Source organism: Bacillus cereus group sp. BceL062 (assembly GCF_051780025.1).
Lineage (GTDB): Bacteria > Bacillota > Bacilli > Bacillales > Bacillaceae_G > Bacillus_A > Bacillus_A toyonensis.
This window is the reverse complement of the sequence record NZ_JBPWGY010000001.1, coordinates 312283-338525: the sequence shown is the minus strand read 5'-3', so window position 1 is coordinate 338525 and position 26243 is coordinate 312283. Positions and strand designations below refer to the sequence as shown.

Here is a 26243-nt window from a genome sequence, read left to right as displayed (position 1 = left end):
GAAACGACATATTATTTTATCCCGCATTAACGGGCAGTAAGACCCCACCTCAAAATTTAGCGAAAGCAAAGGAGTTAGGTGGGGGGCGGGCTACCCGTAAAAGCCCGATTGGTGAAGGCTAATAATCAATGGGGATGAACACCCCCCCACTGATTAAAGTTTCACTTTATGATAGTAGAAAGGATTTGCATTATGACTGAAAAAATGACACGAATGACACATTTTGTGAAAGAAGAAATTGCAAATGCAATAACACATGGTATCGGTGCCATTTTAAGCATCCCTGCCTTAATTATATTAATTATTCATGCGTCTAAACATGGTACTGCATCTGCTGTTGTTGCATTTACCGTTTATGGTGTAAGCATGTTCTTACTGTACTTGTTTTCAACGTTGCTACATAGCATTCACCATCCAAAAGTAGAAAAATTATTTACTATTTTAGATCACTCAGCCATCTATTTATTAATCGCTGGCACATATACTCCTTTTCTACTCATTACACTTCGTGGACCTTTAGGTTGGACGTTACTCGCAATTATATGGACACTTGCAATTGGCGGTATTGTCTTCAAAATTTTCTTTGTACGCCGTTTTATAAAAGCATCAACTTTATGTTACATCATTATGGGCTGGCTCATAATCGTTGCTATTAAACCACTTTACGAAAATCTAACTGGACATGGTTTTTCACTACTTTTAGCAGGTGGCATTTTATATTCAGTCGGGGCAATCTTCTTCCTTTGGGAAAAGCTACCTTTCAACCATGCCATTTGGCACCTCTTCGTTTTAGGCGGTAGTGCAATGATGTTCTTCTGTGTACTCTTTTACGTCTTACCTGCAGCGTAATAAAAAAGGTTTCAGCTTGATGAAAGCTGAAACCTTTTTTTTTACTTATGTAATTGTGATGCGATAACATCCTGTGTATGCTTCGTTAATTCTTTAATATCCATATTCGCATACTCTTCAGGTGTAATCGGCTTAGAAATCGTTACTGTTGCATGAGCTGGTTTCATACGATTTCCATTCGCTTCAAACATTTTATATGTACCATCTAACGTTACAGGTAAGATTGCTACACCAGATTTTACTGCTAGGTGAAAACTACCAGCTTTAAACTCTCCAATTTCGCCACCCTTACTTCTCGTTCCTTCAGGGAAAATTACGATAGAATGTCCATTCTTTAATAGTTCAATTCCATCTTTAATCGCTTGAAGAGATTGACGACGATCATTACGAACCATAAATACACAATTCATAAGTTCCATCCAAGTTGGTACAACTGGAAACTTCTTAATCTCTGCCTTTGAAACGAATCCAATTGGTTTATTTAAGTAACCTAGTAAAACAGGAATATCCATATTACTTTGATGATTACTTACAACTAGTACCGGCTTGTCTTTCGGAACATTTTCAAGCCCTTTTACTTCTACTGCCCCACCAGCAACACGTACCATTTTTTTACCAAACCAATTTGTCGTTTTATACACAGCATTATCTTTTTCTTGAGGTGACATCGTATTTACTTGTTTTTTAAGACGCCACATTCTCGGTGTAATCGCAATTACAATTAAAATTAAATAAAAGATTTTAAAAAACGTTTGAATCATACAGAACCCCCACCTATTATCATTCCGACCTTCATTATACTAGACAAACGAAGGAAAAAGAAGAAAAAATGTCCAAACAACAAGTGTTTGGACATTTTTAAGTATTCTATATTAGAAACGTTTTGCTAATTCACGTGCGTTAGCAATTGCTGCTTCTTTAATTTCTTGTGCTTTTTCAGGATTAGCATTCATACCTTCAACTGCAATATATTCAGTTTCATTTACACCAATGAATCCTAATACTGTTTTCAAGTGATTACGACCGAAGTCTACAGCTGCGTATGCTCCTTCAGAATAAACGCCACCTGTTGCTTGAATGTGAAGTGCTTTTTTGCCTTCTAATAAGCCAACTGGACCATTTTCAGTATATTTGAATGTTTTACCTGCGATTGCTAAGTTATCTAAGTATGCTTTTACTACTGGTGGATAGCTAAAGTTCCACATTGGAGTTACGAATACATAACGATCTGCATGCATAAATGTTTCTAAGTTTGTGTTCATTGCTGCAACTTTTTGTTGTTGAACTTCTGTTAAAGTTTCAAAGCCTTCACCTGCTGCAAATTTACCCCAAGCAGCAAATACATCTGCATCAATTGCTGGTACAGTCGTATTGAATAAATCAACTGTTACAACTTCGTCTTGTGGATGCTCGTTTTTATAAGCTTCGATGAAAGCTTCTCCTACTGCCATTCCGAAAGAACCTTCTGCTGAATTTGGATTTGCTGTGATAAATAGTACTTTTGTCATTGTATTCTCTCCCTTTAATTTTATCTTTAATTTGAGATTTATAATTCGAAAGTAAATAACTTACCTTATGTAAGTATAATACAAAATCTCTCGCTTCATGTCAATAAAAAATAGCTACTTTTTTTTCGTAAGTTAATAAGTTGTTTTGTAATTTATAAATTATATATTTCCATTTAAAATGTTAACTAAATAAAAAACTACCTCCATATTTCATGGAGATAGTCCTTCATCAACCTTTATTTTTGAAAAATATGTTTCACTTTTTCAGCTGGAATGTTACTTCCACCTCTACCTTTTACATCTTCAATCATCATTGTAATGACCATATCAGGTGCATTTAAATCAAATGCAGCGAACCAGCCTAGTTCTTTTCCTTCGGCCTCTTTAGATACTTTTAGTTCCGCTGTACCTGTTTTTCCAGCAAGGGTCATACCATCAATTTTAGCAATTTTCCCTGTACCATCCGGATCATTAATTACTTTAGTCATAGCAGTTTTTAATATATCCTGATTTCCTTTTGAAATGACATTTTCTTTCCAAGCTTTTGGTTGTTTATCTGTTTTAATGATATATGGTGACGGAATTGTTCCATCATTTACAATTGGCGCATATGTTAAAGCTAGATGAAGAGGAGTCATTAACACTTGTCCTTGACCATATCCTGTATCTGCCATTTGAATATCATTTTTAATACCATCATTTGCGATTTTAGAAGCTGGGAATCCATATTCAATTGGTAATTTCTCATCGAATCCGAATTTTTTCGCTTCACTCATAAATTTATCTTTTCCGATTTTCAAAGCTTCTTGTGCGAAGTAAATATTATCCGAATATTTCATTGCCTTATCCAAATCAATCGGATTTGCATCTTTCACACGTGTTACGTAATAATTGCCCCAAGAAGAATCTTTTGTCCATTTCAATCCTTCAATTTTCAATTCTTCTTTTGGATCAATCGTTTTCGTTTCAAGACCGATTGCAGCTGTAATTGGCTTAAATACAGAACCTGGTACCGATAATTGTGTAAATCGGTTCGTCATCGGTTTTTTCGGATCATTATTCCAAGCTTCACGTTGTGCTTTCGATGTTCCTCGTGCAATTAAATTAGGATCATATGCTGGACTACTTACGAGTGCAATTGTTTCTCCACTTTTCGGATTAATTGCCGCACTTGAACCAGCTTCGCCCTTCATTTCATTATACGTTTTTTCTTGAACAGCACTATCGATAGTTAAAGTTACATTTTCTCCATCAACAGCTTCTGTTTTTGCTAAATTTTTAATTTCTTTTCCTTGTGCATCTTCTACAAAGACACGGCCACCTTTTTTACCGCGTAGCTTTTCTTCCAATACTTGCTCTAATCCAGCTTTACCAACTGGCTCATCAGCTTGGTAGCCTTTCTTTTGTAGCGTTTTTAAATCTTCAGCATTTATCTTTCCGATATAACCAGTTAGATGAGCTGCCGCTTCCCCTAACGGATATGTACGAACATTTACAGGTTTTGTTGCAACACCAGGTAAATCAATATACGTATTTTGCGTTGCCCCTTCAGGTAAAATTCCAATTGGTACAAGATACCCTGGTTTTACCCATTTAGCAGTTAGTTTTTGATCAATTTCTTCTACAGACATATTTAACAACTTAGCTACTGCTTCTTTCGTTTGCGGAGCAGTTTCATCTAATTTTTCTGGAACGATTCCGATCTCAGAAGCTTTCCCATTCGTCGCAAGACCTTTTCCATTACGATCGTATATTTCACCACGTTTTGGCTCTGTCGTTTGCATACGCACTTTACTATCTTTTGTCATGCCAGGGAAAATGAAATCAGGTGTCCAATCTATTTTCCAAGATTCTTTATCTCCATCTTTTTCTTTCACCATTTTTGCTTCATGACCAAAAGTGATTTTACCACCAACTGTATCCATGCTTACTTTAAAAGGAACAGGGCCTTCATCTTTTTTATCTTCTTTTACTTCCCCTGTTTCTACCTTTAAGTCTTTCACTTCAATACCAGAATAAATTTTTTCATATTTCTCAGTAAACTCTTTCTTGGAAATATCTTTTTTTGCATTTTCTGATAATTGATCGTACATATCTGCAAATTTTTGTTTATTCCATGATTTCACATATGTATCAAACGCTTCTTGTGGTTTTTCTTCTTTACCACATCCAACTAACATGAATGTTAAGCAAAGAAAAAGAATCCCCCATATTTTTCTCAACTGATTCTCCTCCTCTTTCTATATTAATACTTTTGAAAATTTTAGCATTTTTCACATGCTACCTTTCATTATAGCACTATTGAATACCATCTATAAACTTACATTTATAAATACAAATAAAAAAAATTGATGCGAATACTCACATCAATTTTTATTATTATTGTTGTTTCTCGTATACATGGTAATAATACGTATACGGATTTTTTTCATCCGTTAAACCTTTTTCTACAAAAATCTCTTTCCAATTTGTCATATCCATTTCTGGGAAGAATGTGTCTCCTTCAAATGCGTGGTGGATTTTTGTTATATATAACTTGTCTACATACGGTAAAAAGAGATCATAAATTTGCGCTCCGCCAAAAATAAAAATCTCTTCTTCATTTTTACATAGTTCAAACACTTCTTCTACAGTATGAGCTACTTCGCAGCCTTCTACATGATACCCTTCATTACGAGTTACAATAATATTACGTCTTCCAGGCAATGGTCTACCAATTGCTTCATAGTTCTTTCTCCCCATAATAAGTGGGTGACCCATCGTCGTTTTCTTTACATACTGTAATTCACTCGGTAAACGCCAAGGTAAGTTATTATCTTTACCAATTACTCTATTCTCGTCCATTGCGACCATAAATGAAACAATCATCTTGTCATCTCCTCTACAATTACACTGCAACCGGTGCTTTAATCGCTGGGTGTGGATCATATCCTTCAATCGTTAAATCTTCCATCTCAAAATCAAACACAGATTTCACATCTGGATTTAATGTAAGTTTCGGGAACGGACGTGGTTCACGTGCCAATTGTTTTTCTACTTGTTCAAAATGATTCGTATAAATATGCGCATCTCCAATTGTATGAACAAATTCTCCTACTTCAAGACCACATTCATGTGCAATTAAATGTGTTAGTAGTGAATAACTTGCGATGTTAAATGGAATTCCAAGGAAGATGTCGCCACTTCTTTGATATAGCTGACAAGAAAGTTTTCCGTCCGCTACATAAAACTGGAATAGCGTATGACAAGGCGGTAATGCCATACTCGGTACGTCTTCAGGATTCCAAGCAGAAACGATTAAGCGACGTGAATCTGGCGTTTTTTTAATCATTTCAATTACATCTTTTAGTTGATCCAGTGTTTCACCAGCCGTCGTTTTCCAAGCACGCCATTGCTTGCCATATACGTCTCCTAAGTAGCCATATTTATTCGAAAAATCATCATCTTCTAAAACATTCTTTTTAAATAGGTCCATTTGCTCATCATATTGCACTTTAAATTCCTCATCTTGTTGTGAGCGAAGACCGAAATCTGTCATATCAGGCCCAGTATACTCGTCACTTTCTACCCAGCTCTTAAATGCCCATTCATTCCAAATGTTATTATTATGCTGCAATAAATAGCGAATGTTTGTATCACCTTTCATAAACCAAAGTAGTTCACTTGCTACAAGGCGAAATGGTACTCTCTTTGTGGTTAATAAAGGAAATCCTTTACTCAGATCAAAACGCATTTGATATCCAAATACAGATACAGTTCCTGTCCCTGTACGATCTTCTTTCTTCGTACCGTGCTCCATTACATGGCGGCATAAATTTAAGTATTCATATTCAGCATGTTTCATATGTAGAAAAACCTTCTTTCAATCTTATATGAAATTTATCATAACATGAAAAACAACAAATTTAATAATCTTGATAAATAAAAATTATTTTCAGTAATTCTTACAAAATTATTAACTTTCCATATTTAAAAAGGTTTTCATTTTCTATTACCGAAAGTATAGTGCGGTAGGACAAAATTTAAATTTGGAGGTTAGAATTATGTCTAAAATTGAAACTCCTGTTATGACTTCGTTACAAACTACGGTTGAAAAAATGATGAAGGATTTAAAAGTTCCTGGTGCTGCTGTAGCTGTTATAAAAGACGGTGAAGTTATTATTTCAGAAGGTTTCGGCTATCGAAATATAGAAACAAAAGAGGCTGTTACACCGAGCACCCGGTTCGCAATCGGTTCCTCAACGAAAGCTTTTGGCACACTTTCATTAAGCTTGTTAGCACAGCAAAAAAAGTTTAATTGGGATACTCCTGTCCAGTCTTATATACCTAACTTCTCTTTATGTGAACTACTTGCTACCTCACAAGTTACAGGACGGGATTTAGCCTCTCACCGCACTGGAGTGAGTCGTCATGATGCTCTTTGGTACAGCTCTTCCTTATCTCGAAAAGATCTCGTTGAAAAAATAAAACATTTACCACTTGATGCACCGTTCCGAACAGCATTTTTATATAACAACTTAATGTATGCGACAATTAGCTGCATTGTTGAAAACATTACAAATCAAACGTGGGAGCAATACGCTACAGAACATATTTTAGAACCTTTAAATATGAGGCATACAAACTTCTCTGTTACAGATTCACAAATTACAGAGGATTATGCTTTACCTTACATTGAAAAAGACGGTGAAATAAAAGAAGTTCCATTCCGTAACATCGATACAGTTGGCGCTGCTGGGTGTATTAATTCTACAATTGAAGATATGGTAAATTGGGTACTTCTTCACTTAAACAAAGGAAAGTTTGGAGATCATGAATTAATCTCCTCTGAATTATTACAACAAATGTATACACCACACAATTCAATTCCAGATCAACCAGTTCTATCACTCCCTGAATCTCCATTAAATAGTTACGGCCTCGGTTGGTTTATTAGCGCTTATCGTGGTAACAAAGTGATTCATCATGGCGGTAATATTGATGGATTTTCGGCACTTGTTTCATTCATGCCAAAAGAAAATGTAGGTCTTGTCATTTTAACGAATGCTGGAGGCACATTACTTCCTACTTATCTTGCTAACCAAATTTATGACGAGCTACTTGAATTAGAAGGCATCGATTGGCATAAACGTGCTGTAGAAGATACTGAAAAAATGAAGGAAATGATGAAAGAAGCAACTGAATCCCTTCCTGAGCAAATTAAAGGGACTACACCTTCTCACAAATTAGAGGATTATACTGGTACTTTCGAACATCCTGCATACGGAACATTACAAGTATACAAGCGAGATGATTCATTATTTGTGCAATTCATGGAAATGGACATTCAATTAACACATCATCATTACGACATCTTCTCTGCAAAAGTTGACTTATTCCGAATGAAAATGAGTTTATTATTCGCTTATGAAATGAGTGTGAGTGGTGAATTTCCATCCCTTCAGTTACATGTGCCAGCTACGTTAAGTACTCAGCCGCTTATATTTAAGAAAATTAAATAAGTATTTTGATGGTAAAAAATAAAGATAGGTGCGAATTACACCTATCTTTTCTATTTCATATCAATCTTATCTGATTGAAACCAAATCGGCTTCGATAACTCAAAGTTATTATGATCCTCTAAAACTATAGTAAGACGCTCTAACGTATCATCTAACATATGCGGTGCTGCTCGTAATGTCCAGACAACTGATGAGAAAACTGTCATGCCGACGTACACCGCATATAATTTCCAGAACTCCTCTGGTATTCTCCTATTAAAGTATCCTTCTATTTGTCCGATTGAATACGGAATACTAATGTCTCTTGCAAATAGTGCAATTTTTACAAAATCATGAAGTGGGTCGCCCCAGTCATAACCATTAAAATCAACAACACCTACATATTTCCCATCCCGCACAATTATATTTTCTAAATGAAAATCATCGTGTTGAAATCGATTTGGGCGGTTTTGTACATACATTTCATTTTCATCTATAAACTTAATGATTTTATCATCATTTTTTATTTTTATTCCGCATGTTTTGTATGCCTCTAAATATTTTCGATGTTTTTTCATGGCTCTTTCATACCATGGAAGTATACCCTTAGGAGCTTCATATGTATGCATTTTTGCTAAATCTCTTCCTGCTTCTATACCAATATCATATTGTTCTTTTAGTGTATATGTAGGCAACAATTTTTTCGCATCTTCTCCTTCTATATACGAAAAAACACCGTAGCATAAACCTTCTTCTTCCAACAAACCCATTTCAATTGGCCTTTGTGCTTGCACACTACGTTTTTGCATTTCATTTAAAACTTGAAACTCTATTTTCTTTCTTTCAAACTCTTTTATATCGCCTGTCCGTAACAAATACTTTTCATCTTTAATAGTCGTAATGATATATTTTTTATCAGGTGAGAAACCTTTAGAAATTTCTTCAATATTTGCTGCATCCTTTACTATTTGTATATTGTTTTGCCGTGCTGCAATTGTCTTCATGTTTATTCCCCTTACATTTCTACATTTGGTGTATACGCTACTTCTATAATAAATCCATTCGGATCGTAAAAATCAACCGTATAGTATCCGTCCGAATAATGATTCATTTCTATCGGACCACGTATTACCTTCACTTTTGTACTAGCAAGAAAATCTGCTACTTCATCAACTATTTCTCTACGAGTAGCTTGATAACAAATATGTCTAGGCCCTAAAGTCCTTACAATTTCCCCGTCCACCTCTTTAAAATATATTTCACTTTCTCCCGTACTATATGCTACTTCATTTAACTTTCTCCATCCAATTATCGAAAACAATTTATCATAAAAAGAAATAGACTCCTCTAAATTCGCGACCCAAAATTCAATATGATGAATACCTGCTCGAAGTGTATTCATATTAAGAATGTGCCCCTTGTACGACTTGTACAATTTCCATAGGCGTATGAACCATATAATCTGGTGCATCTTTTTTCACTGTTTCAATGACATCATATCCCCAAGATACCCAAATTACGTTCACACCAGCTTTTTTACACGCTGCTACATCTCGCTGTTCATCACCGACATATAACATTTCTTGCTCTGTTATTTTTTTTGATTTTAAAAACCTTTTTATCATTTTGTCTTTACCGAACAAATTTTTAGAACAATACACTTCTTGAATATTTTCGATACCATTATTATGTAAAAACGCCCGAATATGCTCTTCTGAGTTAGAGGATATGACGGCAATCCCGTAGCCTTTTTTATGTAATTCATCTAATACATCCTTCATCCCATGGAACAAAACGAGATCTTTTATAGCTGGTTGATATAATTTATAAAACTCTAACGCTAATATCGGTAGTTTATACAGTGGTACATCGAGTTGCTTACATCTCTCGGGCATCGTTAATTTACGTAAATGCTCAATTTCTTCTTCCCTTACTGTTTTATAACCATGCTTTTCAGCTATTTGATTATAGATCGGTACAAATATATTTTGTGAATCTACTAATGTGCCATCAAAGTCAAAAACAATATATTTTTGCATTTCCATACTCCCTTTTCTTCTTTTTTCCTAAACATATGTTATTCAACAACATAGTTGTCTTACCCTTTTATCAACAAAAAAAGAACAAGATTTTCTCTTGTTCTTTTTAAGAAAGCCATTTTGGCGGTACATTCGTATTCCAGTAAATATTTCCTAGTTCATGATGTCCAGAGTATCCATCATCAAAACGATGATAATGGAAATTGAAATAATAACCATCTTGCGGTGGATGATCTCTTCTTACATGAAATCGTAGTAAGTCATTTCCAGATTTCGTATCGTAAACGTGAAAAATCTTTTCATTATTTCCACCAGCGGGTTTCTGAGAAATCGATAATGATTGCAACGACTCCTCTGGAACATCATTTGCAAGCTCAGCAATTGCCTCTTCAATTTTCGGTAATATTACATCTTTAAACTCATCTTCAATTACTGGACCAATTTTAGTTCCAAACTTTTGCATCGACTGCTTCTCTGCTTCTTGCATTGCATAAGTAATAAAAGTATCGGTGGTTAACCTGTCATTCGTTTCTTCATATGTATAGGACGTACTCTCCAAATTTTGTTGCCCAGCTGTACTCGTAGGCTTGTCCGCAGCTTTGGCATTATCAAGCAATATGGAAGGAGGCGTCACTAAACCAAATGTAAATACGGTAATTAATGCGACTAAGGTTTTTCTAAACCAATTTGGCATTTATGTTCCCTCCCCTTTCACTCATTATATTTTATCCCGCATTAACGGGTAAGTAAGACCCCCACCACCTCAAAATTCAGTGAAGGCAAAGAAGTTAGGCAGGGGATCAACTGCCCGTAAAAGCCCGATTGGTGAAGGCTAATAATCAGTGGGGATGAAGAAAACCCCCACTGATTAAAGTTTCACTTTATATAACGGTTGTTTCTTCTATTATACAAAATGATTGTAATTTTTGCACTTTACAATTTTGTTAACGTTCACATATTTTTCACTTGAATATGAAATTGTAAGATTTCATACAATAAAATACAACAACAATAAGGAGGCGACCAAATGACTTTAGATGTCATGTATTCCGCCGCAAGCATACTCGTTTTAGTATATTTTATTTATCAATGTGTGACAGATTAGAAAAAGAGCCATTTTCGGCTCTTTTTCTATGGTAAAAATACAATCCAACCAATCCATACTATAAAAATAATCCCGGCAATTACAGCTGGTAATAAATAAAAATGAAGAAGTATAACTATCTATATATCATTATAAAATATTTATTTTCATAGCAGGAAAAAACATTTTTTAACAGAATATTAAATGTTTGATTACATTTTATTGGAGTGAATAATATGTCTTTTCAAATTCGTGAAGCGACGGTAGATGATATAGATGCACTTTGTTCTTTAACGAAAGAATTAAAAGGTTCCTCTATTTCCTATGAAGATATGAACAACCGCTTGCAATTCGTACAAATGAGTCCTTTTGATTTTTTATATGTTTATGTGGAAGAAGAAACTATATTTGGATTACTCGGGTTTCGTATACGCGAAAATTTAGAAGATGTAACTCGTTATGGAGAAATTTCAATTATTAGCGTCGATTCTACAATACGGCGGAAAGGCATTGGACAGGTGTTAATGGATTATGCAGAACAATTAGCAAAGAAGCATCATTGCATTGGAACATGGCTAGTTAGTGGAACAAAAAGAGTAGAAGCACATCCTTTTTACAAAAAATTAGGTTATGAAGTAAATGGATATCGATTTGTAAAACATTTTTAAACTACTTTTTACTTGAAGGGACTATAAATATGACAAACATTAAAGCAATTTTCATTGATCGTGACGGTACAATTGGCGGCGACACTACAATACATTACCCTGGTTCTTTTACATTATTCCCCTTTACAAAAGCAGCTCTGCAAAAAATAAAAGCTCAAAATATAAAAATTTTCTCTTTCACAAATCAACCAGGTATCGCGGATGGAATAGCGACTGTAGCTGATTTTGTACAAGAATTAAAAGGTTTCGGTTTTGATGATATTTACGTTTGTCCTCACAAACATGGTGATGGTTGTGAATGCCGTAAACCAAGTACAGGCATGCTTCTAAAAGCAGCGGAAAAACATGGGCTTGATTTAACACAATGTGCTGTAGTTGGTGATCGTTGGACTGATATTGTGGCAGGTGAAAAAGTGAATGCGACAACAATATTAGTACGAACAGGCGCTGGATACGATGCTTTACATACGTACCGAGACAGGTGGGCACATATTGAGCCAAACTACATTGCAGAAAACTTTGAAGATGCAACAAACTGGATATTAAATCAACTATAATACAATTTAAAAGAGACGTTTTCATTTTGAAAACGTCTCTTTTAATCTTACATTTTTTAAAATGTTAATTCATAATGGAAATAACGATTATCTCTTAAATAACCATTTTCAGCGTATAATCGCTGTGCTGATAAATTATCAATCTCTGTTTGTAATTTTACACCTTTTGCGCCATTTTCTAATGCGAATTTTTTAGCAGCTTCTAATAATTTTTTACCTGTTCCAGTTCCGCGCTTCGCGGCTTGTACAAACAGATCATTTAAAATCCATAATTCTTTCATTGAAATGGAAGAAAATGATGGATATAGTTGCGTGAATCCAATATATTCACCGTCTTCAACTGCTACGAAAATAACGGATTCTTTTCTCTCGATACGATTTTGTAAAAATACTTTTGCACCATCTAAATCGGAATCTTGTCGGTAAAACATACGATAGTTATTAAAAACTGATGCTAGTCCATCTAAATCTGCAATTGTTGCCTCATATATTCTCATTTTACTCCATTCCCCTTCCAATACTGTCTCATTATATCCGTTACCCATTTAGGCTGTAGAATTTCTTCTTTCGGCATAAACTCTTTCATTACCGGCTTTATATCCAATATAGGGGTGCCATCAATAGCATCTAATCCCTCAACAATAATTGATTTACCGTCTCTTTTTATCACTTTTACAATTGTTACACCTAAGCGATTCGGGCGATTTTTCCCGCGCTGTGCAAAAATGCCTACTTTAGGATAATCATTATTATTTCTAGGATGTCTAGCAACATATTGAATTTGTTCATCCGTTACTTTATGAAAATAAAAAACAACTTCAATATGAGAAAATTCTTCAATCCCTTGTATACTTTCCTCTGTATACAATTCAGTTAAAGTAATACAGGATCTTACTTCTCCCCATTCGTCATCTTTTATTTCCTTTCTTTCATTATGTACAAATGCGATTGGTTGAACTGAAAACATACGCATCCCCCTTAAATGTAACCACTTACATTATAAAATATTTTCTGAATGTTTTCCACATACACGAACTAAGTTTACATAATATAATTATAATCTATTTTCTAAAGCCACATTTACTGCTTCCATTGCATGTATAAAAGTTGTATCAAATATCGGAACTAATACGTCTTCCTGCTTTATTAATAATCCTATTTCTGTACAACCTAAAATTATTCCCTGTGCTCCTTTTTGCACTAGCTCTTCTATGACTCTTTTATAATATTCTCTAGATTGCGATGTTATTTTTCCTAAACATAATTCTGTATAAATTATTTCATTTAATTTTTCTCTATTTTTTTCTACTGGCACTATTACTTTTATATTATTCTCTTCTATACGTGACTTATAGAAATCTTGCTCCATTGTATATTTCGTTCCAAGTAGACCAATCGTTTGAATACCTTTTCTTTTAATTTCTTTTGCAGTAGTATCAGCAATATGTAATACGGGGATGTTAATATTCTCTTTTATTTTCTCCACTACTTTATGCATTGTATTTGTGCAAATGATTATAAAATCTGCTCCTCCCTTCTGCAATGAATACGCCGCATTCCCTAATACTTCTCCTGCTCCATCCCAATCCCCGTTAGACTGGAATCGTTCAATCTCTTCAAAATCCACACTATTAATCAAACATTTTGCTGAGTGTAATCCTCCTAATTTACTTTTTATCTCTTCATTTAAAATTCGATAATATTCCGAAGTCGATTCCCAACTCATACCACCTATAAGCCCTATCGTTTTCATATATAACACACCTACCTAAACTTTTTTCTAAACTAATAACAATGTTTTATTATGTATATTATACACAATAAAACAAGACTTTAAGTTTATAATATAAAGTCTTGTTTTAACTATTTCCAAGGAAATTTTATGTGAATATTCTGAAATTAACTCCCTAATGTTTTTATAGAATTTTCATATTGATAATTAAAACATTGTCGATACAACTGTTTAATTTCATTATAAGAAGGAACTCGCGGATTATTTCCTGGGCTACCACTTTCAATTGCATCTGAGGCCATTTTTGAAATAGCATTTTCAAATTCAACCTCACCGATTCCGTATTCTTTTAAATTTGGAATACGAAGATCAAAACAAAGTTTTTTTATTTCCCTCAGCGTATAATCGGCTACTTCTTCATCACAATAGGAATACATATCTTTATTTAAACAACGTCCAATTTCCGCTAGTCTTTTTGTTGCACTCACTTTTGTATATTCTAAAACTGTGGGTAATAGTATTGCATTTGATATACCATGTGGTACATGAAATAACGCCCCTACTGGTCTTGACATTCCATGAACTAATGTAACAGATGCATTTGAGAATGCAATTCCAGCTTGTAATGAAGCGATCATCATTGCTTCCCTTGCTTCCATATTACCTCCATCTTCATATACAATACGTAAATATTTCATAATACTTTCAATAGCCGAAAGAGCAAGTACATCTGTAAGTGGTTGAGAAAATTTAGAAATATATGCTTCAATTGCATGGCATAATGCATCTATACCTGTCGCTGCCGTAATATGAGGTGGTACCGAACTTGTTAATATCGGGTCAATAATCGCTACTTGCGGGGTAAAACTCGGATGCTTCATCATCATTTTTACATCTGTTTTTTTATTCGTAATTACTGCTACACTTGTTACTTCTGACCCAGTACCTGAAGTTGTTGGAATTGCAATGAGTGGTAGTGGATCATTTTCTATTTCAACATCTTTTTGGACGTAATATTCAATTGCTCCACCATTAGTATATAACACCGCTACTGCTTTCGCAGCATCAATACAACTTCCACCACCAATACCGATAATAAAATCACACTTCCCTTCTTTACAAATCGTTAACGCTTCTAATACGTGTAAATTTGTAGGCTCAGCATTCACTTTATTATATGTAATAACAGTAATCCCTTTCTTATTTAGCTGTTTTATGCACCTTTCAACATACCCTAATTTCTCCATAATTGTATCAGTAACTATAAAAGCTCTTTTCCCAAACTTCTTTGATTGTTCCCCCAGCTTTTCAATCGAATTTCTTCCATATAGTACAGACTTCGGCATACGAAACTCAGCAACTTCTTGCAAATACTCCACCCCTTCTTACCCTTATTAATGTTTAGTTTATAAAATATCAACTAAATAAACCTTTACAATTCATATAGTATCTATTTTTAATAAATTCCTGTAATAGTATAGAATGCGATAACTAAAAACACAGCAAGCGTTTTCAAAACTGTAATAGCAAATATATCTTTATATGACTGTTTATGTGTTAAACCTGTTACTGTAAGAATAGTAATAATAGCCCCGTTATGTGGTAATGTATCCATTCCTCCTGATGCCATTGATACGATACGGTGCATAACTTCTAATGGGATATCAAATTGATTGGCTGCTGCAATAAATTTATCCCCCATCGCACTTAAAACAATCCCCATTCCTCCTGATGCAGAACCTGTAATACCGGCTAAAATATTCGTCGTTACCGCTCCATTCACTAAAGGATTTGTGAACGTTGCAGAAATGCCATCTCTCATAATTGCAAAACCTGGAAGTGCTGCAATGACACCACCGAAACCAAATTCTGCTCCAGTGTTCATTGTTGCAAGTAGTGCTCCACCAATACTTGTATTCAATCCAGCTTGAAATCCTGTTACTACCCGTCTCCAGTATAATAAAAGAGTTGTTAAAATCCCTATTATAAGTGCCAATTCTACAGACCATATTCCAACTACCGCACTCAATTCTACTTTTCCAAATGCTTTCATACCAATTGCTGAAAAGTCAAAACCGTTCGGATACCACTTCGGTATCATAATAGTAAACACTTTATTCATTACACCTACTAAAATAAGTGGTATAAAAGCAATAAGTTGTTGTGCCCTCGTAATTTCTAAACTATTTAACAGCGGTATTTCTTTCTGCTCTAATTCCAAAGATGCTGCCATTTCAGTATTCCCATCGTTAAAACCAAAATATCCTTCACCTGCTGCTTTTGCCTTCTTACGCCTACTCTCTAAATATAATAAACCTAACGTGAGTACAAAAATTGCCCCTACAATACCAAGTATCGGTGCAGCATAAATATCCGTTTTAAAAAATGTTGTAGGTATTACATTTTGAATTTGTGGTGATCCAGGGAGCGCATCCATTGTAAATGTTACTGCTCCAAGGACAATTGTTCCAGGTATTAAGCGTTTTGGAATATTAGCTTGTCGAAAAAGCTTAGCTGCAAACGGAAATATAGCAAATACCACTACATATACACTAACACCACTATATGTTAAAATAGCACCCATTAAAACAATCGCTAAAATTGTACGTTTTTCTCCAACCAACTCTACAATCGTCTTTGCAATAGAATCAGCAATTCCTGACATTTCTACTACTTTCCCAAAAATTGCTCCAAGTAAAAACACCGGGAAATATAGTTTAATAAACCCTACCATTTTCTCCATAAAAATATTAGAAAAGAAAGGTAATACAAAACTAGGTTCTGTCAAAAATACCGCAAATAATGCAAAAATTGGTGCAAATAAAATAACAGAAAACCCTCTATAAGCTACAAACATAAGTAAGCTAAGTGCTAATAATATAATAACTAGCTCCAATTATACCCCTCCTTTAAACTGAAAATTCAATCTTTTATTGATAAACTTCTACTAATCTTTCATTTCTGACATCCCTCCTCTAATTCATACAAATTTTTCATACTAAAATGTCTAATTATACATATTCGATTACATATGAAAAATCCCTTTAAACAGAAACGATTTCATCGTCATACGTTATAAAGGGATTGTTAGTCTCTATTTTTATTTTTTTATTAAACTATTTTCTATACAAAAATGGTGTAGTTCTTCTATATCCTTCGCTATATGAGTCGAACTAACTTCAATCAACTCATTTTCACTACCATAGCCATATAAAACACCAATTGAAGCAATTCCATTATGATTTGCACCTATTATATCGTGCTTTCTATCTCCAATCATAACAACTTCCTCTTTATTAAGTCCTTCATTCTGAAGTAAAATATGTGCAATTATTTCTTCTTTTTTTATTCTTGTTCCATTTAAATTACTTCCAATGATATCTTCAAAATAATTCGTTAGTTGAAAATGCTCTATTACTTGTCTAGCAAAAATAGTAGGCTTTGAAGTAGCTATAAATAAACGATTTCCGTTATCTTTTAATTGTTTTAGGAGATTTGGAATACCCTCGTATACACTATTCTCCAACAACCCACGTTGCTTTAAATATTCCCTGAAATAAAAAACAGCTCGTTCAACTTCTCCTTCATTCATATTATATCTCTCTACGAATGATTGCTGAATAGGAGGACCAATAAATGAATCTAACTCACTTATATGTAATTCTTCAATTCCAACCTTTTCTAACGCGTACAAAACTGAATTTACAATCCCCTTTTTAGGATCCGTTACTGTTCCATCTAAATCAAATAAAAATGTTGTATACATATTTAATCCCCCACTCATCCTACTTTACATGTAATACTAAAGGTTTTTTTACTACTCTACCTCTACTATACTACCATTATTTGTTTTTTCAAAAAAATCACTTTTTCTATGTTACATAGTTTCGGTTACATTAGACGGATAGATATGATAAAGTAAGAAAGTTGCAATTAATTCAATAGAAACTGGTGAAACAAATGTCAATTACGTTAATTTTTATAATGGCTTTCACAATTGTCATCCACGCAGTCGAAACTAGTTCTTATAGTATTCGATTAGCTGGTGTTCGTTTAAAAAAGATTGTCGTTGCCTTATCTGTCGTAGGAATGGTATTACTTATTTCAAGAACTTCAAATTTACTACAAGCCTTTTTAATTGGCGGGATTGTCGATGAAGCAAAACGAGATGCTTCTATTAATTTAGAGCATACTATACGACTTGTACTATTATCTGCTTCCATAGGTACCTTACTTGCGATTATTCTTTATCCAACTTTGACAAAACTATTTGGATATGTCATTCAAAACTTTGAAACAGATGGTTCTTTCATTCGAATGATGAAAACAAATAACATTCAAAAATTAAAGTACACAAAAAAATATGTGCGCTTTCCAAGATTTGAAATGATTCATAGATTGCGTATCGGTGGTATCCCAAAGCGTATTATGCTTATTAACATGTTTGCTACTGCAATTTATACAGCAGGTGTTCTTTCTGCCCTTTATGCTTCTTTTCTAAATCCAGATTACGCAACAAATGCAAGTACAGCTTCTGGCCTTGTGAATGGTTTTGCTACTATTTTATTAACAGTATTGCTCGATCCACGCATTGCTCTATTAACAGAGCGTGCTTTACAATCAGAAAATGGTGCTGAATCTATGAGTAAAATGTATGGTTGGTTAATGATATCTAGACTTCTCGGTACTTTACTCGCACAACTGTTGTTCGTACCAGGTGCTTACTGGATTTTATGGATTATTGAACTGATGCATTAATTTACTAGGAAGGTGAATTTATCAATGAAGATACAAACAGAACAAGATGTAATTCGCTTAATAGAAAACGACAAATGGATGATGAACGTATTACACATAGCAAAATCACTAGAGCTACCTGATTGGTGGATTTGCGCCGGTTTTGTTCGTTCTAAACTTTGGGATACTTTGCATAACTACGAAGTAAGAACTGCTACACCGGACGTTGATGTCATCTATTTTGATCCATTACATAAAGACGAGACATATGAACAATCCGTAGAGAAAACACTAACAAATATGGATGCTTCTATACCTTGGTCGGTTAAAAATCAAGCTCGTATGCATGTGGTGAACAACATGCCACCATATTCTTCTTCTGTTGATGCTATTTCTAAATTCCCTGAAACAGCAACGGCTTTAGGGGTTACATTAGACGAAAAAAACAATGTTATATTAACAGCTCCGTGCGGTATTGAAGATGTTCTTTCATTACAAGTGAGACCAACAGCTCATTTTCTCGAATCAAAAGGACGTATACATATGTACAAAAACAGAGTTATTAAAAAGAATTGGCAAAGTAAATGGCCTAACATAACAATCACATATCCAGAAATTTAAAAAGGGTGCTTCTCATTAATAGAAGCACCCTTTTCTTCATTTCAAAAAATACATGACTGTTTCTGCGAATCTATCTGCTTCCTCATAATGAGGTGAATGACCGCTCTCTTCAAATGCAATATACTTGCCGTTTCGAGCATCTTTATTAAATATTTCAATTTGTTTTTCACACGTTACTACATCATGTTTTCCTACAAGTAATAACATTGGATTTTGTACATCTTTTATTTTGGATAATAATGATGTATGACATGCGCCTTCTAATTTTAATCTATCAAAATGAATCTTGGAGCGTTTTGAAAATATTTCCCACTCTTGATCACTGTATAAACTCTCATCTGTCCTATCTTCCTTATTATTGTAAATCTCCATTCTTTTTTCTTCTAATTCATCGCTTAATCTTATATAAGCTTCAAGCAACTCTTCGGAACTAGCATTGCTAGATGAATAAGCGATGGACTCTTCTGCTACTTCTTCTTTTCCATACTTTTTTAATAAATCCCCTGTCTTTTGTAACAAAGCTCTACTTGTTAATGCAAAATCGAAAGTTGGTCCTTCAAATATTATTTTCTCTATTGAACTTGGATATATCAATGCATATAACAATGCTACATATCCACCGAAAGAATGTCCAATTACAGACCACTTCTCAATTTGCAATACTTTTTTTAGTTCTTCACAATCTTCAATCAAATCATTTAATCCAAAAGCTTCGTCCTCAAGAATTTCTTCTGAGCGACAAACACCTCTTTGATCTATCATAATTACATATAAAGAATCTTTTAAACGTTCCGCTTGATGAAATGAAAAATCATAACAGCTCTCTCCTGGACCGCCGTGCAAGTATAATACAGGCTCACTTTTAGGGTTTCCATGCGCTTCAACATATAACTTCTTCCCTCTAATGTCCATGTATTTCCCTGCTTCTATCAAATTCGCCTTTATAATCATCACCTTCTTTTTTACTGTATATTATAACATTTAATGTTAAATAATTCCTATTACATTTAAAAAGACGATGATGATGGCAAGTGGCGCTACAAACCGAAGTAAAAATGCCCAACAAATAAATACTTTCTTTCCGTAATTTCCACCTACAAAAAATTCTGCTTCTAGCACCTTCTTTTCCATTTTGAATGATACGAAAATACTAATAAATAGCGCTCCTAGTGGCATTAATATATTACTAGATAAAAAGTCTACCGCATCAAAAATATTCTTACCAAAAATCGTAATATCACTCCATACTCCAAATGATAACGCAGATGGTATACCTACTAAGAAAATACAGAAACCAATGATCCATGATAGTTTCGTTCTTCTTTCTTGTTCACCATTTGCTAATGCTGAAACAACCGTCTCTAGTAGAGAAAACGCCGATGTTAATGTGGCAAATGTAAATAGCGCAAGAAATACCGTTAAGAACAATCCGCCAAATGGAATTTGACTAAATACAGATGGTAATACGATAAATAGCAATCCAGGCCCTTCCGTCGGCTCCATTCCTAATGAAAATACTGCTGGAAAAATTGCAAGACCTGCAAATAAAGAAACGAATAAATTCAATCCAACAATTGTTATTGCTGATTTTGGTAAACTTTCTTTTTTATTTAAATAGGAACTATACGTAACCATAATTGATATTCCGATACTAATCGCAAAGAACGATTGGCCCATTGCGAACAAAATACTTTCTGAAGTAATCTTTGAGAAATCTGGTTGTAAGAAAAACTTCACACCTTGCATTGCATTATCCAATGTTAATGAACGAATAATAAGGGCGACAAATAAAACGAACAATGCTGGTAACATATATTTACTTGCTTTTTCAATTCCGTTTTGTACACCTTTTGATACAACCCATATCGTAATGAACATAAAAGCGAAATGTCCAGTAATAGCCCAAGCGGGATTTCCAATTGTTTCAGTAAATAATGCACCGTAATTTTGTCCCGGAATAATAAGTTGTCCAGTTACTCCTCTAAATAAATAAATCAATACCCATCCACCTACAACACTATAAAACGAAAGTAATATAAAACACGTTCCAACGCCAAGGCGTCCAATCCAGTGCCACCCTGTATTTGGTGCAATACTTTTAAATGCGCCAACTGCTTGTTTCTGTGTACTGCGTCCAATCATAAATTCAGCTATTAATAGCGGGAGACCAATTAATACAGTAAATAATATAAAGATTAAAAAGAATGCTCCTCCCCCGCTCTTCCCAGCGATATAAGGAAACTTCCATATTGCGCCTAATCCAATTGCTGATCCTGCTGCAGCCATTATAAATCCTAATTTCGAAGTCCATTGCTCCGTCTGTTTCATCTTATTTTCCTCCTAATTAAATCTTTTTATATAAATAATTTAATTTTATATACCTATCCGAATAAACCCTCCATTTCTTTTTCTATAAAATAAAAAATGGCTCAGCATCTCTTTATAAAAAGAGACGCTAAGCCATTTACTTAACGCGGTACCACCCTTATTGATTCCATTATGAATCCACCTTAGTAGTAATCGTTTGATTACAAACCTAATATCGAAGGTTAACCGTTAAGATTTACTAAGAATGTGATTCCTTTCCACCTTACTGCTCCTAGGCGAGTTCAGGATGTCATTTGACTATGTCGCACCAACCCATAGCTCTCTGCACAAATACATGACCTTACTACTCCTATTCAACACATTTTAATATTTAGAATATATTTTCTTTTGAAATTAATATGAAGTATATCGGTTATATTTATAACTGTCAAGGTATATATTAATTTTTTTGTCGAAAAGTTTTTTTATAAACTTTCAATGTAAAAATAAAAGAACATAAAAAAAGAATCCTCGCGATAATCGCGAAGGTTCTTTTTTATGGTGTAAGACGTGTACAATCTCTCGGAAAAGCACTCGCCTCTCGTACGTTCGTTAATTCTAAAAATTTATATACAATCCTTTCTAACCCAATACCGAAACCGCCATGCGGTGGACAACCGTATCGGAATGTATTTAAATAAGATTGAAATTTCTCTAGGTGTAATCCTTTTTCTTTAAAAGATGCGAGTAATAGATCATAATTATGAATTCGCTGTGCTCCTGATGTTATTTCTAATCCTTTATATAGTAAGTCGAACGAATCAGTAATAGATGGATTCTCGTTATTCGGCATCGTATACATCGGTCTCGCTTCTTTCGGATAATGTGTAATGAAAACAAATTCACTATTATATGTTTCTTTCACATATTTCCCTAGTAACTTTTCACCTTCTGTATCTAAATCTCCAATCGGTGATTCTTTTCGATACTTACTTTTCAAAATCTCTTGTGCTTCTGACAATGTAATTTTCGGTATTTCAGTAATGACAGGTACTTCTATTTGTAATTGTTGTAGTTCTTTCTCACATGTTTCTCCTACTTGCTGAAACATATATCGTAAAGCATCTGTTTCTAATTGCATCACTTCATGAAAATCATCGATAAATCCAAGCTCTACGTCTAACGATATATATTCATTCAAATGACGGGAAGAGTTGTGATGTTCCGCTCTGTAAACAGGTGCAATTTCAAAAACACGTTCTAATCCTCCCGCTACCATCATTTGTTTATAAAACTGTGGTGATTGAGCTAAATAAGCTTCTTTTTGGAAATATGGAAGCTTAAAAACATTCGCTCCTCCTTCTGCCCCTTGCGAAACAATTTTCGGCGTAAATATACGTATGAAATCGTTCTCTGTTAAATAGTCACTAAAACTTTGAGCGAGTGTAGCCTTCACTTTAAATATCGCCGCGGTTCGCTCATGTCTTAACGATAATACTCGTTCATTCAATAGTTGATCTAAACCAACTTGTAATTTCTTTTTATTTAATTCAAATGGAAGTTGTTCTGCACCATTTAATACTTTCACTTCATGAGCAAGTACTTCAACCCCTAATTCTGTTTTCGAAGTCTCTACAATTTCACCAACTATTTGGACGACACTTTCTACATCAACTTTGTATCCAGCTAACTCGTTTTCTAATACACATTGAATAACTCCCGTTCGGTCCCGTAATAATAAAAAACTAACATTACCTAGATGACGGATCTTTTTTACCCACCCTTGTAAGAGTACCACTTTTCCAACATGCTCTGTACTCGCTTGAGTGAGTGAACGCTTCATTATTTGCCCCATTATATTTCCCTCCAATAGTTTTCATTTTATTTACGTTATTGTTGTCATCGTCGTCATCCACGTTCACTCACCTCCTTTCAAAGAATACAAAAATCCGCCCCTAGAAATAGGGACGGATTTTTTCCGCGGTACCACCCAAATTGTCACAATGACCATCTTAGCCCTGATAACGGTAGGTACCGTTTGCTTTTACTAATAATCACGTTCAAAGCAACACTCACAGGTGTCTTTCCATCATGCCGTATCGCAATCTTCCCAGCAACCGATTGCTCTCTGTAGACCTTTGCATCATGTACTTTTCCTGATCATCACTTTTTATATTTACAGAGTATTCTATCTCTTTATTTTATAAAACGCAAGCCTTTTTATTTAAGATTCTTCATCTACCGTTATATATGCGTATTTCTCATGTTCTATTATTATTTTCCCCTTTAGATTTACACTAGTCTTTTTCATGCTCTATACATTTTCCATTTTATTACATATTTTCTGTATTTCCCACGCATATTAATAGCAAATTTGTAGCGGAGGTGTACATATGAAAAAAGCGATTAGTTTTTTTCTCTTATTATTATGCATAGTTGTAGTTAATGAAGCGTATGCTTATACCCCAAAATCTTTACCGGTTTCTCAAAATTCAAATCAATGGCAAGTGAATATTGATGAAGTGAAAAAAACGAGTAAAAAATTGTTGCAACCTAAAAAAGGTGTATTTCAAACATATTATTTCTCTGTAAAAAATCTCGGAAAAAGCGAAGTGTATAACGTACAAGTTGAAGTCTTCCGCAACGAGCCAAATACAAAAACGAAATATGAACTCTTTTCCCTAAAGGAAAGTCGTTTAGCAAGCAACAAAACTGGATTTGAACATGCTAACTTACCTATTTCTGCAAAAGCAGATGAGGTTGACGTAATTATTACGTGGCAAGAACACCCTTTCCGCTCGATGCGAAACGGTCAAAAAGTTGAGTCTAGAAAATTTAAAGAGCATTTTGTTTTTAAAGAATCTAAAAAGTAAATGAGGATGCGGATGTATTCACATTATCATTGATATTACTTTATTTACTAGTACCAGTTCTTATGTAAATTAAAAAGTCGTGGCTTATAAACGCCACGACTTTTTATATTAATTCGTACTAATTCCTCTTGCTGCCCAAATACGATCGATATCAGCAGCATGTTGTCCGCCATATAGAAGAGCATCCGCTTGCTTAATTGCTTTTGCACCATCACGGAATTTAGAGTTTGGCGTTAATGACCAATGTGATTGTAAAATAATTTTTGTTGCTACATCACGGCCAAAAGCTTGTGCCATTTCGTATTGTCCTTGAGCCCAAATTTCCCCATCATCATGTACTTCATTTGTAATATCTTTCGGATATACTTTATTCGTATCTAATCGGCGTAAGCATGTTGGATCCGAACTAGAATAAGCTGTCGCATCCCATTCTCCAACACATGCTTTTCCGTACCCTGTAGTCGACACTGCATCTTCATACGTAGCACCTAAGAAATCACCAAATCCTTCTCCCATTGCTCCGCCTTCTGGTGAGCTACCGAATCCAGGCACTTGATTGTCTTGAATCGAATGGCCGTATTCATGCGCGATAATACCAGCATCTTCTGCATCATCAACTCCACCAGTACCGAAAGTTAAAGCTTTCGTTGATGGAGAATAGAATGAGTTATCATCCGTTGTACCATTAACATTTACTTTAATCGAACGGTTATTAATATTTTTAAAGCCTAGTCCTTGAATATAGCGCTGCAATGTATCAATATGATAATACGACATAACATCTTCAAAGCTATCATTTGCACGTGTATAGTTAAATTGTAAGTTTGTAGATTTCGTCTTCGCTTTTGAAGAAATCGTTACATACTCTCCAATTAAAAATCCTGTTCCATCTAAACCTTTTAACGTAACAGTTTTCAGTTGATTCGTTAGTGCTGTTGAATCTGCATCGTTACTATCTTTTAATCCTGTTTTACTACCACTAGATACGACAGGATTAGGTAAAAATACTTTTCCTGTTCCTTCTGCTTTTCGGTTTATATCAACCTTTTTAATTAACTTTCCATTTTCCGCATCAATGAATGTTTCCCATGCACCGAATGGATTATTAGAATGGACTACCACTTTATATACTGGAAGAGCGACACCTTCTTCAACAATATATCCGAATTCTTTTTCTGTAGGAGCCCATAAATTTTGCTCACTCGCTTCTCCAACATACGCCATTGATTTTTGTATTGCATCTTTTTCACTAATTTTTGTCGATACTTCCTTCACACCTGTAACAGGTTGATAATCAGAAACAGCAAGTACTCCTTTTCCCTCTCCGTTAAGAGTAACCGTAATTTGTTTTGAAAATACAGGCGCACCATTTACTACTTGTTGGAACCTAACATATGAAGCTACTGACGTTTCTGTTGTAGAAATATATTGCAAGTCTGAAAGGTCGGGCTTTAATCCATACTGATTGGCATTCCCTTTTAAATATTCAACAGCTTTTTTCTGTGGTGAATAAGCTTCTACCTTTACTTGCTTTTTTTCCAATGCGGAAACTGTAGAAATCGTCCCCATTACTAATGGTACAGTCATTGCCATTGCCACCATTTTTTTGTTTAACATAAAATCACTCCCCCTAATAAATTGAAACCTTTACCCCATTCCTATAAGGCTATTACTGTCCACAAGTAACGAAATAAAGTGAATCTACGAGTAATTCTATACGAGCAATTCTATTACCTTTACATTTTGGGTAAGTGAAATTTTCTCAATATTTATGTGTAAAACGAGAAA

Annotated in this window: 26 protein-coding genes and 2 other annotated features; of the genes, 7 read left to right on the top strand and 19 right to left on the bottom strand. The window is 34.4% G+C overall.

Translation table 11 applies throughout. The features are described 5' to 3' along the window. Nucleotides 1-192 precede the first annotated feature (192 nt). Nucleotides 193-849: a PAQR family membrane homeostasis protein TrhA gene (gene trhA / locus ACS2MN_RS01695; protein ID WP_000136879.1), complete on the top strand. Its 657-nt coding sequence runs from the start codon at nt 193-195 to the stop codon at nt 847-849. A gap of 41 nt (nt 850-890) precedes the next feature. On the opposite strand, the gene ACS2MN_RS01690 is transcribed toward trhA, so the two are convergent. From ACS2MN_RS01690 to ACS2MN_RS01670, 5 genes are all read right to left on the bottom strand, one after another. After that, nucleotides 891-1610: a lysophospholipid acyltransferase family protein gene (locus ACS2MN_RS01690; RefSeq protein WP_000616564.1), complete on the bottom strand. Its 720-nt coding sequence runs from the start codon at nt 1608-1610 to the stop codon at nt 891-893. Nucleotides 1611-1721: 111 nt separating this feature from the next. Next, nucleotides 1722-2357 carry an FMN-dependent NADH-azoreductase gene (locus tag ACS2MN_RS01685; protein ID WP_000170037.1) on the bottom strand — a complete coding sequence of 212 codons (636 nt, stop codon included), beginning with the start codon at nt 2355-2357 and terminating at the stop codon, nt 1722-1724. Between the two features lie 236 nt (nt 2358-2593). After that, entirely contained in the window at nt 2594-4579 is a 1986-nt protein-coding gene (gene pbpC, locus ACS2MN_RS01680) for a penicillin-binding protein 3 (protein ID WP_001227253.1), read from the bottom strand. 157 nt (nt 4580-4736) lie between these two features. Then, complete coding sequence (locus ACS2MN_RS01675) at nt 4737-5225, bottom strand: dihydrofolate reductase (protein ID WP_000637202.1); 489 nt, start codon at nt 5223-5225, stop codon at nt 4737-4739. Between the two features lie 19 nt (nt 5226-5244). After that, nucleotides 5245-6201: a thymidylate synthase gene (locus ACS2MN_RS01670; protein ID WP_000679621.1), complete on the bottom strand. Its 957-nt coding sequence runs from the start codon at nt 6199-6201 to the stop codon at nt 5245-5247. 199 nt (nt 6202-6400) lie between these two features. Between ACS2MN_RS01670 and ACS2MN_RS01665 the strand changes: the two genes are divergently transcribed. Beyond that, nucleotides 6401-7858 (top strand): serine hydrolase, encoded by a 1458-nt coding sequence (locus ACS2MN_RS01665; RefSeq protein ID WP_000034325.1) that lies wholly within the window; start codon nt 6401-6403, stop codon nt 7856-7858. A gap of 50 nt (nt 7859-7908) precedes the next feature. Here the strand turns inward: ACS2MN_RS01665 and ACS2MN_RS01660 are convergent, their stop codons facing one another. From ACS2MN_RS01660 to ACS2MN_RS01645, 4 genes are all read right to left on the bottom strand, one after another. Beyond that, on the bottom strand, nt 7909-8841 hold the full coding sequence (locus tag ACS2MN_RS01660; RefSeq protein WP_346994248.1) for an aminoglycoside phosphotransferase family protein: 933 nt from the start codon (nt 8839-8841) through the stop codon (nt 7909-7911). 11 nt (nt 8842-8852) lie between these two features. Further along, nucleotides 8853-9239 carry a VOC family protein gene (locus tag ACS2MN_RS01655; RefSeq protein WP_001094652.1) on the bottom strand — a complete coding sequence of 129 codons (387 nt, stop codon included), beginning with the start codon at nt 9237-9239 and terminating at the stop codon, nt 8853-8855. Nucleotide 9240: 1 nt separating this feature from the next. Next, nucleotides 9241-9876 (bottom strand): HAD family hydrolase, encoded by a 636-nt coding sequence (locus tag ACS2MN_RS01650; protein WP_001174984.1) that lies wholly within the window; start codon nt 9874-9876, stop codon nt 9241-9243. Between the two features lie 106 nt (nt 9877-9982). Next, a complete protein-coding gene (locus ACS2MN_RS01645; RefSeq protein WP_001134417.1) occupies nt 9983-10570 on the bottom strand; it encodes a YpjP family protein in 588 nt (195 codons plus the stop codon). A 626-nt stretch (nt 10571-11196) separates the two neighbouring features. Here ACS2MN_RS01645 and ACS2MN_RS01640 point away from each other — a divergent pair. Then, nucleotides 11197-11628, top strand: a complete 432-nt coding sequence (locus ACS2MN_RS01640) for a GNAT family N-acetyltransferase (protein ID WP_000009794.1) — start codon at nt 11197-11199, stop codon at nt 11626-11628. A 29-nt stretch (nt 11629-11657) separates the two neighbouring features. Beyond that, nucleotides 11658-12185 (top strand): HAD-IIIA family hydrolase, encoded by a 528-nt coding sequence (locus ACS2MN_RS01635; protein WP_000181775.1) that lies wholly within the window; start codon nt 11658-11660, stop codon nt 12183-12185. A gap of 56 nt (nt 12186-12241) precedes the next feature. Here ACS2MN_RS01635 and ACS2MN_RS01630 read toward each other — a convergent pair whose 3' ends face one another. From ACS2MN_RS01630 to ACS2MN_RS01605, 6 genes are all read right to left on the bottom strand, one after another. Beyond that, complete coding sequence (locus ACS2MN_RS01630) at nt 12242-12682, bottom strand: GNAT family N-acetyltransferase (RefSeq protein WP_001223858.1); 441 nt, start codon at nt 12680-12682, stop codon at nt 12242-12244. Continuing rightward, a complete protein-coding gene (locus ACS2MN_RS01625; protein WP_000493241.1) occupies nt 12679-13152 on the bottom strand; it encodes an SAM-dependent methyltransferase in 474 nt (157 codons plus the stop codon). Before ACS2MN_RS01625 ends, ACS2MN_RS01630 begins: the two co-directional genes overlap by 4 nt. Nucleotides 13153-13239: 87 nt before the next feature. Continuing rightward, nucleotides 13240-13938, bottom strand: coding sequence for an aspartate/glutamate racemase family protein (locus ACS2MN_RS01620; RefSeq protein WP_000848585.1), 699 nt, complete (start codon nt 13936-13938; stop codon nt 13240-13242). A gap of 146 nt (nt 13939-14084) precedes the next feature. Then, nucleotides 14085-15287, bottom strand: coding sequence for an iron-containing alcohol dehydrogenase (locus ACS2MN_RS01615; protein WP_001158490.1), 1203 nt, complete (start codon nt 15285-15287; stop codon nt 14085-14087). Nucleotides 15288-15373: 86 nt separating this feature from the next. After that, on the bottom strand, nt 15374-16813 hold the full coding sequence (locus ACS2MN_RS01610; RefSeq protein WP_000424323.1) for a GntP family permease: 1440 nt from the start codon (nt 16811-16813) through the stop codon (nt 15374-15376). A gap of 204 nt (nt 16814-17017) precedes the next feature. Continuing rightward, on the bottom strand, nt 17018-17683 hold the full coding sequence (locus ACS2MN_RS01605; protein ID WP_000288767.1) for an HAD family hydrolase: 666 nt from the start codon (nt 17681-17683) through the stop codon (nt 17018-17020). A 194-nt stretch (nt 17684-17877) separates the two neighbouring features. Between ACS2MN_RS01605 and ACS2MN_RS01600 the strand changes: the two genes are divergently transcribed. Together ACS2MN_RS01600 and ACS2MN_RS01595 are read left to right on the top strand one after the other, a co-directional pair. Next, nucleotides 17878-18675, top strand: a complete 798-nt coding sequence (locus tag ACS2MN_RS01600) for a lipid II flippase family protein (protein ID WP_000028917.1) — start codon at nt 17878-17880, stop codon at nt 18673-18675. Between the two features lie 24 nt (nt 18676-18699). After that, nucleotides 18700-19275: a nucleotidyltransferase family protein gene (locus ACS2MN_RS01595; protein WP_000701725.1), complete on the top strand. Its 576-nt coding sequence runs from the start codon at nt 18700-18702 to the stop codon at nt 19273-19275. Between the two features lie 36 nt (nt 19276-19311). On the opposite strand, the gene ACS2MN_RS01590 is transcribed toward ACS2MN_RS01595, so the two are convergent. From ACS2MN_RS01590 to aspS, 3 genes are all read right to left on the bottom strand, one after another. After that, nucleotides 19312-20226, bottom strand: a complete 915-nt coding sequence (locus ACS2MN_RS01590) for an alpha/beta fold hydrolase (protein WP_000584211.1) — start codon at nt 20224-20226, stop codon at nt 19312-19314. Between the two features lie 36 nt (nt 20227-20262). Then, the gene (locus tag ACS2MN_RS01585; protein ID WP_346994250.1) at nt 20263-21603 is read right to left on the bottom strand and encodes a sodium-dependent transporter; all 1341 of its coding nucleotides are present in this window, start codon (nt 21601-21603) and stop codon (nt 20263-20265) included. Nucleotides 21604-21720: 117 nt separating this feature from the next. Further along, nucleotides 21721-21969 (bottom strand) — a binding site (T-box leader). A gap of 169 nt (nt 21970-22138) precedes the next feature. Then, nucleotides 22139-23437: an aspartate--tRNA(Asn) ligase gene (aspS, locus tag ACS2MN_RS01580; protein ID WP_346994251.1), complete on the bottom strand. Its 1299-nt coding sequence runs from the start codon at nt 23435-23437 to the stop codon at nt 22139-22141. A gap of 105 nt (nt 23438-23542) precedes the next feature. Next, nucleotides 23543-23755: a binding site (T-box leader), on the bottom strand. A 220-nt stretch (nt 23756-23975) separates the two neighbouring features. Between aspS and ACS2MN_RS01575 the strand changes: the two genes are divergently transcribed. Further along, complete coding sequence (locus ACS2MN_RS01575; RefSeq protein WP_103592023.1) at nt 23976-24455, top strand: hypothetical protein; 480 nt, start codon at nt 23976-23978, stop codon at nt 24453-24455. 108 nt (nt 24456-24563) lie between these two features. Here ACS2MN_RS01575 and ACS2MN_RS01570 read toward each other — a convergent pair whose 3' ends face one another. Beyond that, nucleotides 24564-26072, bottom strand: a complete 1509-nt coding sequence (locus ACS2MN_RS01570) for a M36 family metallopeptidase (protein ID WP_198130562.1) — start codon at nt 26070-26072, stop codon at nt 24564-24566. Nucleotides 26073-26243: the final 171 nt, after the last annotated feature.

What these genes read in the sequence shown, in the direction of transcription:
- trhA (WP_000136879.1), top strand. Translation starts at nt 193, where the DNA reads ATGACTGAAAAAATGACACGAATGACACATTTTGTGAAAGAAGAAATT.
- ACS2MN_RS01690 (WP_000616564.1), bottom strand. Translation starts at nt 1,610, where the DNA reads ATGATTCAAACGTTTTTTAAAATCTTTTATTTAATTTTAATTGTAATT.
- ACS2MN_RS01685 (WP_000170037.1), bottom strand. Translation starts at nt 2,357, where the DNA reads ATGACAAAAGTACTATTTATCACAGCAAATCCAAATTCAGCAGAAGGT.
- ACS2MN_RS01675 (WP_000637202.1), bottom strand. Translation starts at nt 5,225, where the DNA reads ATGATTGTTTCATTTATGGTCGCAATGGACGAGAATAGAGTAATTGGT.
- ACS2MN_RS01670 (WP_000679621.1), bottom strand. Translation starts at nt 6,201, where the DNA reads ATGAAACATGCTGAATATGAATACTTAAATTTATGCCGCCATGTAATG.
- ACS2MN_RS01665 (WP_000034325.1), top strand. Translation starts at nt 6,401, where the DNA reads ATGTCTAAAATTGAAACTCCTGTTATGACTTCGTTACAAACTACGGTT.
- ACS2MN_RS01660 (WP_346994248.1), bottom strand. Translation starts at nt 8,841, where the DNA reads ATGAAGACAATTGCAGCACGGCAAAACAATATACAAATAGTAAAGGAT.
- ACS2MN_RS01655 (WP_001094652.1), bottom strand. Translation starts at nt 9,239, where the DNA reads ATGAATACACTTCGAGCAGGTATTCATCATATTGAATTTTGGGTCGCG.
- ACS2MN_RS01650 (WP_001174984.1), bottom strand. Translation starts at nt 9,876, where the DNA reads ATGCAAAAATATATTGTTTTTGACTTTGATGGCACATTAGTAGATTCA.
- ACS2MN_RS01645 (WP_001134417.1), bottom strand. Translation starts at nt 10,570, where the DNA reads ATGCCAAATTGGTTTAGAAAAACCTTAGTCGCATTAATTACCGTATTT.
- ACS2MN_RS01640 (WP_000009794.1), top strand. Translation starts at nt 11,197, where the DNA reads ATGTCTTTTCAAATTCGTGAAGCGACGGTAGATGATATAGATGCACTT.
- ACS2MN_RS01635 (WP_000181775.1), top strand. Translation starts at nt 11,658, where the DNA reads ATGACAAACATTAAAGCAATTTTCATTGATCGTGACGGTACAATTGGC.
- ACS2MN_RS01630 (WP_001223858.1), bottom strand. Translation starts at nt 12,682, where the DNA reads ATGAGAATATATGAGGCAACAATTGCAGATTTAGATGGACTAGCATCA.
- ACS2MN_RS01625 (WP_000493241.1), bottom strand. Translation starts at nt 13,152, where the DNA reads ATGTTTTCAGTTCAACCAATCGCATTTGTACATAATGAAAGAAAGGAA.
- ACS2MN_RS01620 (WP_000848585.1), bottom strand. Translation starts at nt 13,938, where the DNA reads ATGAAAACGATAGGGCTTATAGGTGGTATGAGTTGGGAATCGACTTCG.
- ACS2MN_RS01605 (WP_000288767.1), bottom strand. Translation starts at nt 17,683, where the DNA reads ATGTATACAACATTTTTATTTGATTTAGATGGAACAGTAACGGATCCT.
- ACS2MN_RS01600 (WP_000028917.1), top strand. Translation starts at nt 17,878, where the DNA reads ATGTCAATTACGTTAATTTTTATAATGGCTTTCACAATTGTCATCCAC.
- ACS2MN_RS01595 (WP_000701725.1), top strand. Translation starts at nt 18,700, where the DNA reads ATGAAGATACAAACAGAACAAGATGTAATTCGCTTAATAGAAAACGAC.
- ACS2MN_RS01590 (WP_000584211.1), bottom strand. Translation starts at nt 20,226, where the DNA reads ATGATTATAAAGGCGAATTTGATAGAAGCAGGGAAATACATGGACATT.
- ACS2MN_RS01585 (WP_346994250.1), bottom strand. Translation starts at nt 21,603, where the DNA reads ATGAAACAGACGGAGCAATGGACTTCGAAATTAGGATTTATAATGGCT.
- aspS (WP_346994251.1), bottom strand. Translation starts at nt 23,437, where the DNA reads ATGGGGCAAATAATGAAGCGTTCACTCACTCAAGCGAGTACAGAGCAT.
- ACS2MN_RS01575 (WP_103592023.1), top strand. Translation starts at nt 23,976, where the DNA reads ATGAAAAAAGCGATTAGTTTTTTTCTCTTATTATTATGCATAGTTGTA.
- ACS2MN_RS01570 (WP_198130562.1), bottom strand. Translation starts at nt 26,072, where the DNA reads ATGTTAAACAAAAAAATGGTGGCAATGGCAATGACTGTACCATTAGTA.